The organism is Streptomyces sp. NBC_00086 (assembly GCF_026343255.1).
Taxonomy (GTDB): domain Bacteria; phylum Actinomycetota; class Actinomycetes; order Streptomycetales; family Streptomycetaceae; genus Streptomyces.
This window is the reverse complement of sequence record NZ_JAPELZ010000001.1, coordinates 1032237-1047394: the sequence shown is the minus strand read 5'-3', so window position 1 is coordinate 1047394 and position 15158 is coordinate 1032237. Positions and strand designations below refer to the sequence as shown.

At 74.4% G+C, this 15158-nt stretch carries 16 protein-coding genes; 10 read left to right on the top strand and 6 right to left on the bottom strand.

Features of this window, described 5'->3' with window-relative positions; translation table 11 throughout:
• Positions 1 to 29 precede the first annotated feature (29 nt).
• The 4 genes from OG276_RS04795 (at position 30) to OG276_RS04780 (ending at position 3379) form a co-directional block, all read left to right on the top strand.
• Positions 30 to 926 (top strand): LysR family transcriptional regulator ArgP, encoded by an 897-nt coding sequence (locus OG276_RS04795; RefSeq protein ID WP_266903053.1) that lies wholly within the window; start codon positions 30 to 32, stop codon positions 924 to 926.
• A gap of 97 nt (positions 927 to 1023) precedes the next feature.
• Positions 1024 to 1416, top strand: a complete 393-nt coding sequence (locus OG276_RS04790) for a molybdopterin-binding protein (RefSeq protein ID WP_266903051.1) — start codon at positions 1024 to 1026, stop codon at positions 1414 to 1416.
• Between the two features lie 110 nt (positions 1417 to 1526).
• Complete coding sequence (locus OG276_RS04785) at positions 1527 to 2615, top strand: magnesium and cobalt transport protein CorA (protein ID WP_266903049.1); 1089 nt, start codon at positions 1527 to 1529, stop codon at positions 2613 to 2615.
• 137 nt (positions 2616 to 2752) lie between these two features.
• Positions 2753 to 3379, top strand: coding sequence for a GNAT family N-acetyltransferase (locus OG276_RS04780; RefSeq protein WP_266903048.1), 627 nt, complete (start codon positions 2753 to 2755; stop codon positions 3377 to 3379).
• Between the two features lie 22 nt (positions 3380 to 3401).
• On the opposite strand, the gene OG276_RS04775 is transcribed toward OG276_RS04780, so the two are convergent.
• The gene (locus tag OG276_RS04775) at positions 3402 to 4391 is read right to left on the bottom strand and encodes a methyltransferase domain-containing protein (RefSeq protein ID WP_266903047.1); all 990 of its coding nucleotides are present in this window, start codon (positions 4389 to 4391) and stop codon (positions 3402 to 3404) included.
• Positions 4392 to 4710: 319 nt separating this feature from the next.
• Here OG276_RS04775 and OG276_RS04770 point away from each other — a divergent pair, with 319 nt between their 5' ends.
• Positions 4711 to 5556, top strand: coding sequence for a chitosanase (locus OG276_RS04770; RefSeq protein ID WP_266903046.1), 846 nt, complete (start codon positions 4711 to 4713; stop codon positions 5554 to 5556).
• On the opposite strand, the gene OG276_RS04765 is transcribed toward OG276_RS04770, so the two are convergent.
• Entirely contained in the window at positions 5529 to 6956 is a 1428-nt protein-coding gene (locus OG276_RS04765; RefSeq protein WP_266903045.1) for a glycosyltransferase family 87 protein, read from the bottom strand. The genes OG276_RS04770 and OG276_RS04765 overlap by 28 nt on opposite strands.
• Before the next feature lie 244 nt (positions 6957 to 7200).
• Here OG276_RS04765 and OG276_RS04760 point away from each other — a divergent pair, with 244 nt between their 5' ends.
• Both OG276_RS04760 and OG276_RS04755 read left to right on the top strand, forming a co-directional pair.
• Positions 7201 to 8295, top strand: a complete 1095-nt coding sequence (locus OG276_RS04760) for a molybdopterin-dependent oxidoreductase (RefSeq protein ID WP_266912521.1) — start codon at positions 7201 to 7203, stop codon at positions 8293 to 8295.
• On the top strand, positions 8292 to 8717 hold the full coding sequence (locus OG276_RS04755; RefSeq protein WP_266903044.1) for a hypothetical protein: 426 nt from the start codon (positions 8292 to 8294) through the stop codon (positions 8715 to 8717). Before OG276_RS04760 ends, OG276_RS04755 begins: the two co-directional genes overlap by 4 nt.
• Before the next feature lie 22 nt (positions 8718 to 8739).
• On the opposite strand, the gene OG276_RS04750 is transcribed toward OG276_RS04755, so the two are convergent.
• On the bottom strand, positions 8740 to 9657 hold the full coding sequence (locus OG276_RS04750; protein WP_266903042.1) for an AraC family transcriptional regulator: 918 nt from the start codon (positions 9655 to 9657) through the stop codon (positions 8740 to 8742).
• Positions 9658 to 9743: 86 nt separating this feature from the next.
• On the opposite strand from OG276_RS04750, the gene OG276_RS04745 reads away from it, so the two are divergent.
• A complete protein-coding gene (locus tag OG276_RS04745; RefSeq protein WP_266903040.1) occupies positions 9744 to 10859 on the top strand; it encodes a serine hydrolase in 1116 nt (371 codons plus the stop codon).
• A gap of 12 nt (positions 10860 to 10871) precedes the next feature.
• On the opposite strand, the gene OG276_RS04740 is transcribed toward OG276_RS04745, so the two are convergent.
• Genes OG276_RS04740 through OG276_RS04730 form a run of 3 tightly spaced genes read right to left on the bottom strand, consistent with a single transcriptional unit; the run spans position 10872 to position 12918 of the window.
• On the bottom strand, positions 10872 to 11573 hold the full coding sequence (locus OG276_RS04740; RefSeq protein WP_266903038.1) for a bifunctional 2-polyprenyl-6-hydroxyphenol methylase/3-demethylubiquinol 3-O-methyltransferase UbiG: 702 nt from the start codon (positions 11571 to 11573) through the stop codon (positions 10872 to 10874).
• On the bottom strand, positions 11570 to 12196 hold the full coding sequence (locus OG276_RS04735) for a DUF2064 domain-containing protein (RefSeq protein ID WP_266903036.1): 627 nt from the start codon (positions 12194 to 12196) through the stop codon (positions 11570 to 11572). Before OG276_RS04735 ends, OG276_RS04740 begins: the two co-directional genes overlap by 4 nt.
• Positions 12193 to 12918 (bottom strand): glycosyltransferase family 2 protein, encoded by a 726-nt coding sequence (locus tag OG276_RS04730; RefSeq protein ID WP_266903035.1) that lies wholly within the window; start codon positions 12916 to 12918, stop codon positions 12193 to 12195. Before OG276_RS04730 ends, OG276_RS04735 begins: the two co-directional genes overlap by 4 nt.
• Before the next feature lie 123 nt (positions 12919 to 13041).
• Between OG276_RS04730 and OG276_RS04725 the strand changes: the two genes are divergently transcribed.
• Entirely contained in the window at positions 13042 to 13830 is a 789-nt protein-coding gene (locus OG276_RS04725; RefSeq protein ID WP_266903034.1) for a response regulator transcription factor, read from the top strand.
• On the top strand, positions 13827 to 14972 hold the full coding sequence (locus OG276_RS04720; protein WP_266903032.1) for a sensor histidine kinase KdpD: 1146 nt from the start codon (positions 13827 to 13829) through the stop codon (positions 14970 to 14972). Before OG276_RS04725 ends, OG276_RS04720 begins: the two co-directional genes overlap by 4 nt.
• The last annotated feature ends 186 nt before the right edge of the window (positions 14973 to 15158 follow it).

Here is a 15158-nt window from a genome sequence, read left to right as displayed (position 1 = left end):
AAGATTCTTACGTACCATTAGCCGGCGTGATGGATGAGCTGCCTGTCGACCAGGTACGGACCCTGCTCGCGGTGATCGACGAGGGCACCTTCGACGCGGCGGCCGCCGCCCTGCACGTGACCCCGTCCGCCGTCAGCCAACGCGTCAAGGCGCTGGAGCAGCGGACCGGGCGGGTGCTCTTGATGCGCACCAAGCCCGTACGGGCGACCGAGTCCGGGGAGGTCGTCGTACGCTTCGCGCGGCAGCTGGTCCGGCTGGAGCGCGACGCGCGGGCCGAGCTCGGCATGGCCGAGGGCCTGGGCCCGGTGCGGCTGCCGATCGCGGTCAACGCGGACTCGCTGGCCACGTGGTTCCTGCCCGCGCTGACGGGGGTGCCGCAGGACCCGCCGGTCTCCTTCGAACTGCACCGGGAGGACGAGGCGCACGCCACCGAACTGCTCCGGGACGGGCGCGTGATGGCGGCGGTCACCTCACAGCCGGTGCCCGTGGCGGGGTGCACGGTGCGCAGGCTGGGGCTCGTGCGGTACCTGCCGGTGGCGAGCCCGGAGTTCGCGGCGCGGCATCTGCGGGAGGCGGTGGAGCGGGACCTTCGCCGGGCGCCGGTCGTCGTGTTCGACCGGCTGGACCTGCTCCAGGACGAGTTCGTGCGGGCGCTGACGGGGGACGCGGCGGCCGGGGCGTCCACGGTGCGTCACTACGTGCCGACCTCGGAGGGCTTCTGCGACGCGACGGCGGCCGGGCTGGGCTGGGCGATGCTGCCGATGGTGCAGGCGGACCCGTTGCTGGAGGCGGGGAAGCTGGTGGTGATCGCGCCCGGGCGGAGCCTGGACATCCCGCTGTACTGGCAGCAGTGGAAGCTGGACTCGCCCGCGCTGTCGATGGTCGCGGCGGCGGTCGCGCGGGCGGCGGCGGGGGCGCTCGGCTAGGCCGCCTCTTTCGGGTCGGACCCCACGGGGATCTCGCGCGGGCCGGGCGGGCCCCCTGGCCTGCGAGGACCGGTCGCGGAGGGCTTAGGCTGCGGGCATGGAGTCCTACACCATCGGCCAGGCGGCGCGGCTGCTCGGCGTCAGCGTAGACACGGCCCGGCGGTGGGCCGACGCGGAGCGGTTCCCGACGCATCGCGACGGTACCCGGCGGATGGTCGACGGGCCGGACCTGGCGGCGTTCTGCGTGGAGGTCGCGCAGGAGGGCGGCGACGGCGAGGAGGCCGCGTACACCTCGGCGCGCAACGCCTTCCCCGGCATCGTGACGGGCGTGAAACTGGGCACGGTCGACGCCCAGGTGGAGATCCAGGCCGGACCGCACCGCGTGGTGTCGCTGCTGACCCGGGAGGCCGTGGAGGAACTGGGCCTGGAGGTCGGAGCGAGGGCGACGGCACGGGTGAAGTCCACGAGCGTCTTCATCGACCGGTCCTAGGCCGGAGGCCGCTCACGCGGACGCTCACGCGGCCGCTCCGTGGTCCCGCGGTCCGCGTGCCGGTGGCACACTGGCCGCTGTTCCGCCGAAGGGGAGTACGTTCGTTGTCCATGTTCAGCAACCTGCGCCGGGCCGTGCGCCGCAGCTACCGGCGGGCGGTCGACCTCAGTCACCCGGTCCGCTCCCCGCTCGGCAGCGCCGTCGTCAACTGCATCGTGTACCGGGACGGCGTGCGCCAGGACGGCCACGGCCACGCCGATGTCGGCGAGGCGCTGCGCCGGGTCCGCAAGACGGGCGAGGGTTTCGTCTGGGTCGGTCTGCACGAGCCCTCGCAGGAGGAGTTCGCCGGGCTCGCCGAGTTGCTGGGCCTGCACCCGCTCGCCGTCGGGGACGCGGTCCAGGCCCACCAGCGGCCCAAGATCGAGCGCTACGACGAGACCCTCTTCGCCGTGTTCAAGACGGTGCGGTACGTGGAGCACGAGGAACTGACCGCGAACAGCGAGGTGGTGGAGACCGGCGAGCTCATGGCCTTCGCCGGCAACGACTTCGTCATCACCATCCGGCACGGCGGCCGCGGCACCCTCGGGTCGGTCCGCGAGGAGCTGGAGGTCTTCCCCGAGCACCTGGCCAAGGGGCCGGTCGCCGTCCTGCACGCACTGGCCGACCACGTGGTCGACGAGTACGTGGCCGTCACGGACGCGGTGCAGAACGACATAGACGCCGTCGAGACCATGGTCTTCAGCGAGCACGGGGGCCGTGGGGACGCCGGCCGGATCTACCAGCTCAAGCGCGAACTGCTGGAACTGCGCCGGGCGGTGGCCCCGCTGGGACGGCCGCTCCAGCAGCTGAGCACCCTGCCGATTCCGGTCATCCCGCCGGAGATGCGCACCTACTTCCGGGACGTCGCCGACCATCTGACCCGTGCCACCGACCAGATCGGCGCGTACGACGCCCTCCTCGACTCGATACTGCAGGCCCATCTCGCGCAGGTGACGGTCGCCCAGAACGAGGACATGCGCAAGATCACCGCGTGGGCGGCCATCATCGCCGTCCCGACGATGGTCTGCGGGGTCTACGGCATGAACTTCGAGCACATGCCCGAACTGAAGTGGACCTACGGATACCCCTTCGTGCTCGGAGTGATGGTCGTCGCGTGCTTCGTCATCCACCGGGGCTTCCGGCGCAACGGCTGGCTCTGAATCCACCGCGACCCTCGGCGCGACGGCCGGCTCCGACCCTGCCCGGCCGGGGCGGCGGAAAACCGGATGAGGGCGCCCAGCCGCGCCGATAGGGTCCGCGTGTTGGCGCGCAACCACGAGGAACGGGCAGGTCGGGCATGCAGCAGGTGGACGTGGACGGGTCGGCGACGGCCGAGTTGGTGGGGGAGCGGGTGCGGCTGGAGCCGCTGGAGCTCCGCCACCACGACGGGCTGTGCGAGGCGGTCCGCGACGGCAGTCTGTGGGAGCTCGCGGTGACGATCGTCCCGCACCCGGACGATGTCCGGGGCTTCATCGAGGACGCGATCGCGGCACGGGCGGCGGGCACGCAGATCCCGTACGCGACCGTGGACGCGGCGACGGGACGGGTCATCGGGTCCACCCGGCTGATGGTGATCAACACCGCGAACCGGCGGCTGGAGATCGGCTGGACCTTCCTCGCCGCGTCCTGGCAGCGGAGCGGTGCGAACACCGAGGCGAAGCTGCTGATGCTGACGCACGCCTTCGAGGCGCTGGGGATGAACCGCGTCGAGCTGCTCACGGACGTGCGGAACGCGAAGTCCCGGGCGGCGATCACCCGGATCGGCGCCAAGCCCGAGGGAGTGCTGCGGCACCACATGGTCATGCGCGACGGCTGGATCCGCGATACGGCGGTGTACAGCATCACGCGCCCGGAATGGCCGGACGTGAAGCAGGGCCTGCTGGACCGCCTGGCGGCTCGGACCGCCGGCCGCTCCGGAGGCTGAGCGGAGCCCCGCCCCGGCGGGGTCAGCGGGTGGCGCGGGTCAGGAAATGGGTGGGGGCGTCCTCGTACGCGGCCACGTGCCAGCCCGCCGCTTCGAGGGCCGGACGCAGGTTCGGTTCGGCCAGGAGGTCGTCGGGACTGACGGCCCGACCGTGGCGGGCCGCCCGCTCCGCACGGCCGGAGGGGTGGAAGAGCAGCAACTCCCCGCCGGGGGCCGTGACCCGGGCCCACTCGCGCAGGGCGGCGCCCGGATGCGGCAGGTGGTCCAGGAGCCCGGCGGCGAAGATGCCGTGGACGGCGCCGGCCGGCAGCGGGAGGCGCCCGCAGTCGGCGAGCAGGAGCCGGGCCGGGCCGCCGCGGCCCGCGCGGGCGGCGGCCGTGAGCATGGCGTGCGTGAGGTCGACGCCGATGACCGTGCCGCGGGCTCCGACCAGGGCCCGCAGCGCGGGCAGGGCGCGGCCGCTGCCGCAGCCCAGGTCGAGCGCGCGCTGCCCGGGGCGCAGCCGCATCCGGGCGACGGCGGCCTCGTAGGCCGGGGTCTGGTAGGCGAACCGCTCCTCCCAGGCGGCGGCCCGGGGCGTGAAGAAGGCGCGGGTGGCGGTGGTTTCGGTGCGCGCGGCAACCAATGCGGCGAAACGGCCCAGTAGTGCGCGGTCGGCCTCGTCGGAGACGGGCAGCACCCAGGCGCTGGCGCCCACGCGGAACCCGTGCACCGCGGAGCCGCCGCCGAGCACGGGGTCGGTGGTGTCGCCCGCGGAGCGGAGCCTCGTATCCGCCGCCTCCGTGAGCAGCCGGGCTCCCTCGCCCAGTGCCAGGACGGGCACTTCGGCGGCCAGCGCCGGCCCGACGAGGGGGAGGGCGGCAGGGGTGGCGCCGGGGGAGAGGACCACCGCGTCGATCCCGGTGAGGGTGGCGGGCAGGGGGTCGTCGGCGTCGTTCCGGCACGCCTGGATCCGCAGCCCGGCCGCCTCGATGGCTTCGGTGGGTGCGTCTCCGATGACGAGGACGGCCATGGGGCGCCTCCCTTTCCTGCGTCGTGCTCACGCCCGCTCCCGGGCTTGGCCCGGCCTGACCCTGCCCGCCTCGCGCGTGCCCGGTGCTCGCCCGTGCTTGTCCGACGCTTTCCATTGATCGTGCATATGAGATTCCATTGGCCGGAATCAGTGGCATCTGCGTAAGCATGCCCTGCTTAGCCTCTCATATGCCGGTGGAGGGCATGGTGAATTCCGTCCGCTCGGAGCGGGTCGTCCCGGGCTCTTGAGGTGACGGGACTTCTGGTAGTAAAGTTTCCTAACGAAGTCGCCCGAGCATCAACTCCCTCATGGAGGCACCGTGTTCACCCCCCACCGCAAGCGACTGGCCGTCAGTACCCTGCTCGGCGCCGCCCTTCTCGCCGTGCCCGTCACCGCCCACGCGACCGCCGCCGCCCCCACCGCGGCGCCGGCCTCCGCGCAGGTGTCGGCCGCCGCCGTCGGACTCGACGACCCGGTGAAGAAGGACATCGCCATGCAGATCGTCTCCAGCGCCGAGAACTCCTCGCTGAACTGGAAGGCGCAGTACAAGTACATCGAGGACATAGACGACGGCCGCGGCTACACGGCCGGCATCATCGGCTTCTGTTCCGGCACCCATGACATGCTCGAACTCGTCGAGTACTACACGCAGATCAAGCCCGGCAACGTGCTCGCCAAGTACCTCCCGGCGCTGCGCAAGGTCGACGGCAGTGATTCGCACGCCGGCCTCGACCCCAACTTCACCAAGGACTGGGTGAAGGCGGCCTCCGACTCCGACTTCAAGAAGGCCCAGGACCACGAGCGCGACCGGGTCTACTTCAACCCGGCCGTGAGCCGCGGCAAGTCCGACGGCGTCGGCGTGCTCGGCCAGTTCATCTACTACGACGCCATCGTCATGCACGGCGACGGCGACGACTCCACCAGCTTCCGCAACATCCGCAAGCGCGCCCTCTCCAAGGCCAAGCCCCCGGCCCAGGGCGGCAACGAGACCACCTGGCTCAACGCCTTCCTCGACGCCCGCGTCTGGGCGATGAAGCAGGAGGAGGCGCACAGCGACACCAGCCGCGTCGACACGGCCCAGCGGGTGTGGGTCAAGAAGGGCAACCTCAACCTCAACACCCCCCTGGACTGGAAGGTTTACGGAGACCCCTTCCACATCGGCTGACCGCTCCGAGGAGCGCGAGGCGGCGGCCCGGGGGCAACTCCCCTCCCTCCCCGGGCCGCCGCCCGCCGCCGCAGCGCCCACCCCACGAGCACGGCCGCGCCCGCCAGCCCGTACGCCACCGGGATCGTCGCCCCGCCCAGCGCGCGCACCGAGACGTACGCCGCCGCCCCCGCGATCGCCACCCCCAGCCATTCGGCGCGGCCGTCCAGCGCCACCAGCGCGATCAGCAGCAGCGCGTACCAGGAGTAGCCCGGAGTCATCAGCAGGAACGCCGTGCCCGTCACCAGCAGCGCCGCGCTCCACGGCTGCTGCGGATCCCCGCGCCGCCAGACGTACGCCGTCACCGCCAGCATTCCGACCGCGACCGCGGGCACCGACCAGGAGTCCGGGAGCACGAGGCGCAGCAGCGCGTAACGGCCGCCCGCGCCGGGGTCCTCGTACCCCTCCTCCTCCGCGTAGCCGCCCAGGTAGCCGAAGACCGATGCGCGCGAGACCAGTACGTACGGCAGGTACGCCAGGCCCACCACCGCGGCCGCGGGCAGCAGCAGCGCCGCCGCGTCCCGCCACCGCCGTACGCCGGCCAGCGCACCCGGCAGCAGTACCGCGGGCAGCAGTTTCGCCGCGATCGCCAGCCCGAACAGGGCGCCGCCGAGGGCGCGCCGGCGCACCACCACCCCCAGCGCCGCCACCGACAGCAGCACGGCGAGCACGTCGACGTGCGCGTTGTTCACCGCCTCCACCGCCACCGCCGGACACCAGGCCCAATAGGCGGCGGTACGCAGCCGCGCGCCCCGGCGGCGCTGGACCAGCAGCAGCGCCCCGGTGACGGCGAGCGCCAGCAGGGCCCCGGCGGTCTGCAGGGCCTTGTGCCGCACGCCCGCCGGGGACAGGGCGTGCACCAGCCCGAACCACCCCTCCGCGACGGGCGGGTAGACGGTGTGCACGGCGGGCCGGTTGATGCGGGTGCAGACCCCCGGCTCGACGGCCACCCGGTCCGGCCCGGCGCAGGCGGCCGCACCGCGCGGGAAGAGCCAGTCGTCGCGCAGGGCGCGCAGCGCCGGATCGGCGGGGGCATGGTCGTACGGGGAGATCCCGGCGGCCTGCACCCGCCCGTCCCAGGCGTAGCGGAAGGAATCGGTGCTGGTCAGCGGCGGCCCGGAGAGTCCCGCCGCGCAGACGGCCAGCGCGCCCGCCAGCACGAGCGGCACCACGTACCGCTCGGGCACCCGCCGCAGCGACCAGGCGGCCGCGCCGAACAGCGTCCAGGCGGCCGCGTACCACCAGGTGAGCCGCGCCGGGTCGGCGAAGTAGCCCTCCTCGCCGACGGCGGGCACGAGCACGGCGGTCAGCGCGGCGAGCAGCAGCACGGTGAGGAGGGTCCGGGCGCGGGGGTGGTCCATACGGGCCAGCCTGGCAGCGCGGGGCGCCGCCGGGCGGGCGACCCGGCCCGGCGTCCGCGTTTCGTAAGGTGTCGGGCCGCCCGCGCGGGGCCCGGCGGCGCTCTCATGGAGGGCATGACTCCGCCCGTGCCCCCGTCCGCGCCTCCTCCGCCTCCCTCGGCGCCTCCTCCGCCCCCCTCCGCCCCCTGCTCCGCCGGAACCCGCCTCCCGCTTCCCCTTCCGGCCGCCCTCCTTCGGCGGCCGTCTGCACGACGCCCGAACCGCCACCGCCCTCGGCCGCTGGCTCGGCGCGGCCTTCGCCGTCTGCTTCCTGACCGGCCTGATCAGCCACTACCTCCAGCACCCGCCCGGCTGGGCCGCGGACTCACTGCCCGGCCGCCCGGTCTGGGGCTACCGGCTCACCCAGGGCCTGCACATCGCCACCGGGCTCGCTGCGATCGTGCTGCTGTTGGCGAAGCTGTGGGCGGTGTACCCGAGGCTGTTCGTGTGGCCCCCGGTGCGCGGTGTCCGGCACGGGCTGGAACGGCTGTCGGTGGCGGTGCTCGTGGCCTCCGCCGTCCTCCAGGTCTTCACCGGACTCCTCAACATCGCCGAGTGGTATCCATGGCCGTTCGGCTTCATCCAGACGCACTTCGCGCTCGCCTGGGTGGTGACCGGCTCGCTGCTCCTGCATCTCGCCGTCAAGGCGCCGGAAATCAAGGCTCATTGGAGCCGCCGTTCGCCCGGAACGCTCCAACTCCCCGCCCAGGACGGCCCGGACCGGCGCTCCCTGATGCTCGGTGTCGGCGCGGCCGTCGGAGCCGTCACCCTCACCACCGTCGGCCAGTCCTTCACCCCGCTGAAGCGGCTCGACCTGCTCGCGCCCCGGCACCCGGACCACGGACCGCAGGGGCTCCCGGTCAACCGCACGGCCGCGGCGGCCGGGGTCACCGAGCGGGCGGTACGGGACTGGCGGCTGGAGGTGCGGGGCCCCACCCCCTACACCCTGACGCTCGATCAACTCCGCGCCCTGCCCAGGGCGCAGGCGCGGCTGCCGATCGCTTGCGTGGAGGGCTGGAGCGTGGAAGCACGCTGGAGCGGCGTCCGGATCCGGGACCTGATGGCACGGGCCGGCGCCCCGGCGGGGGCCGCGCTGCGGGTCACCTCACTGGAAAGGGGCGGCGCCTACCGGGTGATGGAGATGGGCCGCGACTACGCCGAGGACCCGCTGACCCTGCTCGCGCTGGAACTGAACGGCCAGGTCCTCACCGCCGACCACGGCTACCCGGCGCGCGTCATCGCGCCGAACCGGCCCGGAGTCCTGCAGACCAAGTGGGTCACGCTGCTGGAGGTCCTGTGAAGGGCGTGCGGCTGCTCCTGGGCGGCGCCGGGCTCCTGCTGATCGCCATCGGCGGCCGGCTGCTGGCGGAACTGCCCGACCCCCTCGACGTACTGGTGTGGATGGGCGGGGCGCTCGTCCTGCACGACGGGATCATCGCGCCCCTCGTCCTGGCGGCAGGCCTCGCGGTCGCCGCCGTGCCCGCGCGGGGCCTCGTACGGGGAGCCCTGCTGACGGCGGGCGTGCTCGTACTGGTCACCCTGCCCCTGCTGCTGCGTCCGGGGACGCCGCCGAACCCGTCGGCCCTGCCGCTGCCGTACGGGCGGAACCTGCTCTTGGTGCTCGCCGCGGTGGCGGTGGTGGCCGGGGCGATGGCGGCCGTGGGGCGGTGGCGGCGTTCGCGGCCCCGTCCCTCCGGAGTCGCCGCGCGCGGTGACGAGTGACCCGGACCGTGGTTGCGCGGGGTCAGCCGCGGTCCCGCTCGACGGGGATCCACAGCTGGGAGTCGGTCTCCGCACCGATCGCCACCGGCCGCGTCAGCAGGAGCTCGGGACCCGGCCGGCTCGCGTACGGGTTCGACGGGAACCACTGGGTGAACACGTCGCGCCACAGATCCTGGAGGGAGCTCGGATAGGGGCCGTGGTTGTCGAAGACCGCCCAGGTACCGGCCGGCACGTCGAGGGCGTCGAGGGAGTCGAGTTCCCCGTCGGCGATCCCGGCGATCCCGGCGGTCCCGGCGGTCCCGGCGGTCGTCCCGGGACCCGTCACCACGCCGACCCAGTAGTCCACCTCGGCGCCCTCCTCCCGGCTGTCGGTCAGGTGCACCACCGCCGACAGGACCCCCTCCGGCTCCAGGCCGGACAGCTCCTTCATCCGCAGGACCGTCCGCTCGTCCAGGCTCTCCACATGGGCCGTGGCGGCCGTGTTGGCCCCCTCGTGCACGAGCGGCACCCGGGCCTTCCTGCCGAGGACCCGGAACGGCTCCTTCTCCACGATCCGGTAGCGCATGGCCGTGCTTCCTTCGACGACGACCCGGAAGGACATGCGGGGCTGCGCCGTGAGCACCGCACCCGTGCGCCGGGCCTCGCCCGGCCCGATGCCGTGCACCGACCGGAACGCCCGGGCGAACGCCTCGCCCGAGCCGTACCCGTACCGCACCGCGACATCGAGCAGCGTCAGCTCCCCGGCCAGCACCTCGGCCCCGGCGAGCGTCATCCGCCGGCGGCGCACGTACACCGGGAGCGGCATCCCCGCGAGCGCGGAGAACAGCCGCCGGAAGTGGTACTCCGACACGGCGGCGATCCGGGCCACCTCGGCCATGTCGATCTCCTGGTCGAGGCGGGACTCCAGGTGTTCCAACGCCTGGTTCAGCCGCTCCAGCACGCTGTCCGTCCTTCCGTGCCCACCCGACACATCCCGTGCGGGAATTGTCGGGCGGCAAGCCGTGGCGCTGCCCGAGGCTTACGCCCATGAACGACATTAAGGGATATTGCGAGCCGCAGTTCGGCGCGGTCCACGAGGCACTTGCGGGGTTGCTGGCCAAGGAAGACGTGGGCGCTTCGGCGGCCGTCTTCATCGACGGCGAGCCGGTGGTCGACCTCTGGGGCGGGTACGCCGATGCGGACCGTTCCGCCGACTGGGAGGGCTCCACCCTCACCTGCGTGAACTCGACGACCAAGAACATGACGGCCCTGTGCGCGCTGATCCTGGCCGACCGGGGCCTCCTCGACCTGTCCGCGCCGGTCGCCGCCTACTGGCCCGAGTTCGCCGCGGCGGGCAAGGAGGGCGTGCTGGTACGGCACGTCCTCTCGCACACCGCGGGTCTGCCGGACCTCCCCGGGCTGCGGTCGGTGGAGGAGCTCTACGACTGGGAGGCCGTGACGGCGGGGCTGGCCGCGCGGGCGCCCTCATGGGAACCGGGAACGGCCGCCGGCTACCACGCCCTCACCTTCGGGTTCCTCGTCGGCGAGATCGTCCGCCGCGTCACCGGCCTCGGCATCGGCGAGTTCTTCGCGCAGGAGGTCGCCGGGCCGCTGGGCGCGGACTTCCACATCGGGCTCCCCGCGGAGCACGACCACCGCGTCGCACCGCTGATCCCGCCGCCGTCCCTGACCGACGCGTACGCCGCCAGCGCGCCGCCCGGACCGGACGGTGCACGCCGCGAGGACACAGCCGTCGCCGTCCGGGGCAGGGACGTCAACTCCCCGGCCTGGCGCCGCGCGCAGATCCCCGCGGTGAACGGCTTCGGCAACGCCCGCTCCGTCGCCCTGGTCCAGTCGGCCCTGGCGAACCGGGGAACGGCCGGCGGCGTGCGACTGCTGTCCCCCCAGGGGTGCGAGCCCGCGTGGCAGGAGGTGTTCGCCGGTCCCGACCGCGTCCTGGGTACGCCCATGTGCTGGACGGCGGGCTTCGGGAAGTTCGGCAACACCTTCGGCTGGGGCGGCTGGGGCGGCTCTCTGGTGGTCAGCGATCCCGACGCACGGATGACGGTGGCCTACGTCATGAACCAGATGATCGACAGGGACCGGCAGCAGGACGACCGCGGCATGGAGATCGTCATGGCCGCGTACGCCGGACTGGGCTGACCCCGGACCGCCCTACGGGGCTGCGCCCCCGCGCGTCAGTACGGTGAAGGACCGGTCCGCCGCGGTCCAGTGGCCGGCCGGGGTCCAGTCCGTGGCCGCCGCGTGCCGGGCCAGGGCCGCCGGGCCGACGCGGGCCCAGGGGAAGGGCGCCCCGAGGCCGCCGCGGCCGTCGGCCACCCGGACCTCGCAGCGTTCGTCCAGGTCGGCGCCGGCCTCCGGCCGGACGCACTCCACGATCAGCGAGCCCGTCACCGCGAGCACCTCGGCCGTCCGGCGCAGCAGCGCCGCGGGGTCGCCGCCGATGCCGATGTTCCCGTCGATGAGCAGCGCCGTGTCCCAACGGCCTTCGCCGGGAAGGGTGTCGAAGACCGACCGGTGCAAGGCCGCGGCGCCCGAGCGGGCGGTCCGGGCCACCGCCTCCGGACTGACGTCGATGCCCAGGGCCCGGTGCCCGCGTGCGGCGAGCGCGGACACCAGTCGGCCGGGGCCGCAGCCGATGTCCAGGACGGCTCCCCGGCAGCGGCCCAGCACCGTGCGGTCGGCGCCGTCCGGAGCCTCGCACCAGCGCTCCACGTCCAGCGGGAGCAGCCATCCGTCGCCCCGCCGCAGGTAGAGCGGCCCCCGGCCGCGGCGCAGGGCCACCGTGTACGGGTCCGCCGACCAGGCGGTGACCGGACCGCCGGCCCGGGCCCCGCCCGAGGTGAGCGTGGTCATCGCAGGACCGGCCGGGTGAGGTCCGCCAGCCGCGCGGCGAAGGCGCCCGCCGGGGCCCCGGCGGCGACCAGACGCGCGTCCTCGGCGGTGTCGACGTCCCGCAGCACGGGCAGCCGGCCGGTGCGCAGCCCGGCCGCGCGCAGCCGTTCGTACTGGACCGCGCCCGTCTCGGGGGCCGACATCGGTACGCCGCGCAGCAGCGCGGGGTCCGGGACGGCCAGTCCGAGCGCCCAGAACCCGCCGTCGACGGCGGGCCCGAACCAGGCCCCGTACGCCGAGAAGTCGACGTCCAGCAGCTCCGGAGTGACCTGCGGGGTGTCCATGCCGATCAGCAGGGCCGGGCCGTCACAGGCCCCGAACGCGGCGGCGAGCCGCAGGTCCAGGCTCCCGGCGCACTGCGGGACCACCTCGAAGCCGGACGGCAGCCAGGGGCCGGGCCGGCCCTCCAGGACCAGGACCCGGCGCCGCGCGGGGGCCGCGGCCACGGCGGCGAGGGTGTCGGCGAGCGCGGCCTCGGCCAGCGCGGCCGCTTCGGCCGGGGTGAAGGGCGGGGTGAGCCGGGTCTTGACCCGGCCCGGGACCGGCTCCTTCGCGATCACCAGCAGGGTGGTCGTCGTGCTCATCGCGCACCGCCGGAGGGTGCGCCGCCGGAGGGCACGCCCGCGCCGGTCCGGCCGGCGGCCGGCTGCGCCAGGACCCGGCTCATGTCGCGCACCGCCTGCCAGGTGCCCCGCCAGGTGCCCGTCACCTTCGACTTGCCCGAACGCGGCAGGTACGGCACGTCCACCTCCCGGATCCGCCAGCCCGCGTCCGCGGCCCGGACCACCATCTGCAGGGGGTAGCCGGAGCGCCGGTCCGACAGGTCCAGCCCGAGCAGACCCTCCCGTCGGGCCGCCCGCATCGGGCCCAGATCGCGCAGCCGCAGCCCGGTCCGCCGGCGCAGCAGCCGGGCCAGCGCCAGGTTCCCGGCCCGGGCGTGAGCGGGCCAGGCGCCGCGGCCCTGCGGACGGCGCCGGCCGAGCACCAGATCGGCCTCGCCCGCGGCGACGGCCGCCACGAAGCCGGTCAGCAGCCCGGGGTCCAGCGAGGCGTCGCAGTCGCAGAAGCAGACGACGTCCGCCTCCGCGGCGAGCAGCCCGGCGTGGCAGGCGGCGCCGAAACCGCGCCGGGCCTCGCTGACCACGGTCGCGCCGAGGGCCCGCGCGATCTCGGCGGAGCCGTCGGTGGAACCGTTGTCCACGACCAGGGCCCGCCAGCCGGCCGGAATGCGCGCGAGGACCCAGGGCAGGGCCTCGGCCTCGTTCAGACAGGGAAGTACGACGTCTACCGTCACGGTTTCGCTCACGGTTTCACCGTAGGAACCGGGGCCCCGCAAAAGGGCCGTGGACTCCTTACGAAACGCGGACGTCGCCCCCACGGACGCGTTCAGGGGTCCGGTCCGGAGCTCGCGGGTGGGAGGCTGGACGGTATGAGCGGTGACGGCGTGAGCAGCGGCAGTGGTGGCAACGGGGGCGGTGGTGGTGGCGGCGCGGAGCCGGCCCCCGCGCGGATCCTGGTCGTCGACGACGACCCGACGGTCGCGGAGGTCGTCACCGGCTACCTGAGGCGCGCCGGCTACACGGTGGAGAGCGTCGCCGACGGCCCGGCGGCGCTCGCCCACGCCGCTCTGATCCGGCCGGACCTGGTCGTACTGGACCTCATGCTGCCGGGTCTGGACGGGCTGGAGGTGTGCCGCAGGCTCCGCGCGACCGGCCCGGTGCCCGTGATCATGCTGACCGCACGGGGCGACGAGGACGACCGGATCGCGGGCCTGGAACTGGGCGCCGACGACTACGTCACGAAACCCTTCAGCCCGCGCGAGCTGGTCCTGCGGGTCACTTCCGTGCTGCGGCGCGCGGCGGCCGCCGGGGCCGCGGCCGGCGCGGGGGCCGGGGTGGCGGAGGCCCGGCTCACGGGCGCCGGGATCACGCTCGATCCGGCCACCCACCGGGCGGCGAAGGACGGACGCGAACTGGCCCTCACGGTCCGCGAGTTCGACCTGCTCGCACACTTCCTGCGGCATCCGGGCCAGGCGCACGGGCGGGAGGAGCTGATGCGCGAGGTGTGGGGCTGGGACTTCGGGGACCTGTCGACGGTGACCGTGCACGTACGCCGCCTGCGCGCCAAGGTCGAGGAGGACCCGGGGCGGCCGCAGCTGATCCAGACGGTGTGGGGCGTCGGCTACCGCTTCGAACCGGGCGAGGTGGCCGCGGCATGAAGGACATACTGCTCATCGCGCTGTTCGCGTTCGGCGGGGCCGTGTGCGCGGGGGCGCTCGGCGCGCTCGTGCTGAGGCTGGTGCGGCACCGGTCGGTGGCGGTGTCCCTGACCGTGATCGCCGCCGTGACGGTCACCGCGATGCTGGCCGGGACGCTCGCCGTGGCCCAGGCGATGTTCCTGTCCCGGCACGACCTCGGGGTGGTCACCCTGGTCGTGGCGATGGCGGCGGTGGTCTCGCTGGCCGTGGCGCTGCTGCTGGGGCGGTGGGTGGTGGCCCGCAGCCGGGAACTGTCCCTGGCCGCGCGGGACTTCGGTGACGGGGGCAGTTTCGCGGCGCCGCCGGGGCTGGCGACCGCGGAACTGGCGGCACTCTCGCGAGAGTTGGCGGCGACGAGCGAGAAGCTGGCGGTGTCCCGGGAACGGGAGCGGGCGCTGGAGACCTCGCGGCGGGAGCTGGTGGCCTGGATCTCGCACGATCTGCGGACCCCGCTGGCGGGGCTGCGGGCGATGTCCGAGGCCCTGGAGGACGGCATGGCGGAGGATCCGGCGCGGTACCACCGGCAGATCCGCACCGAGGTGGACCGGCTGAACTCCATGGTCGGGGACCTCTTCGAACTGTCCCGCATCCACGCGGGGGCGCTGGCGCTGAGCCCGAGCCGGATGTCCGTGTACGACCTGGTCGGCGACGCACTGTCCGGGGTGCACCCGCTGGCGCGGGAGCGCGGGGTGCGGCTCGACGGCGGAGCGGTGGACCGGGTGCCGGTGGAGGTGGACGGCAAGGAGATGACCCGGGTCCTGGCCAACCTGCTGATCAACGCGATCCGGCACACCCCGGCGGACGGCACGGTGGCGATCGCGGCGTCCGTACGGGCGGACGGGGGAGCGGTGGTCGTCTCCGTGACGGACGGCTGCGGCGGCATCCCGCCGGAGGACCTGCCGCGGGTCTTCGACACGGGCTGGCGGGGCACCCCTGCGCGGACGCCTCCGGCGGGGGTGGCCTCGGTGCCGGCGCCTCCGGCGGGGGCGGGGCTGGGGCTGGCGATCGTGCGGGGCATCGTGGAGGCGCATGCGGGGCGGGCGGCGGTACGGAACGTTCCCGGAGGGTGCCGGTTCGAGGTGACCCTGCCGGTGCCGGCCTAGTCCGAGCCGGCCGGGGCCGGTCCCCGGGGGCGCCGCCCCCGGACCCCCGCGCCTCAAACGCCGGCGGGGCTGGATGGTGGTTCCCGCCGTGGGCGGGCGCGGCGCCGTTGCCGGGGACCAGCCCCCGGACCCCCGCGCCTCAAACGCCGGCGGGGCTGGATGTGGCCGGCGTCGGCCTGGATGTGC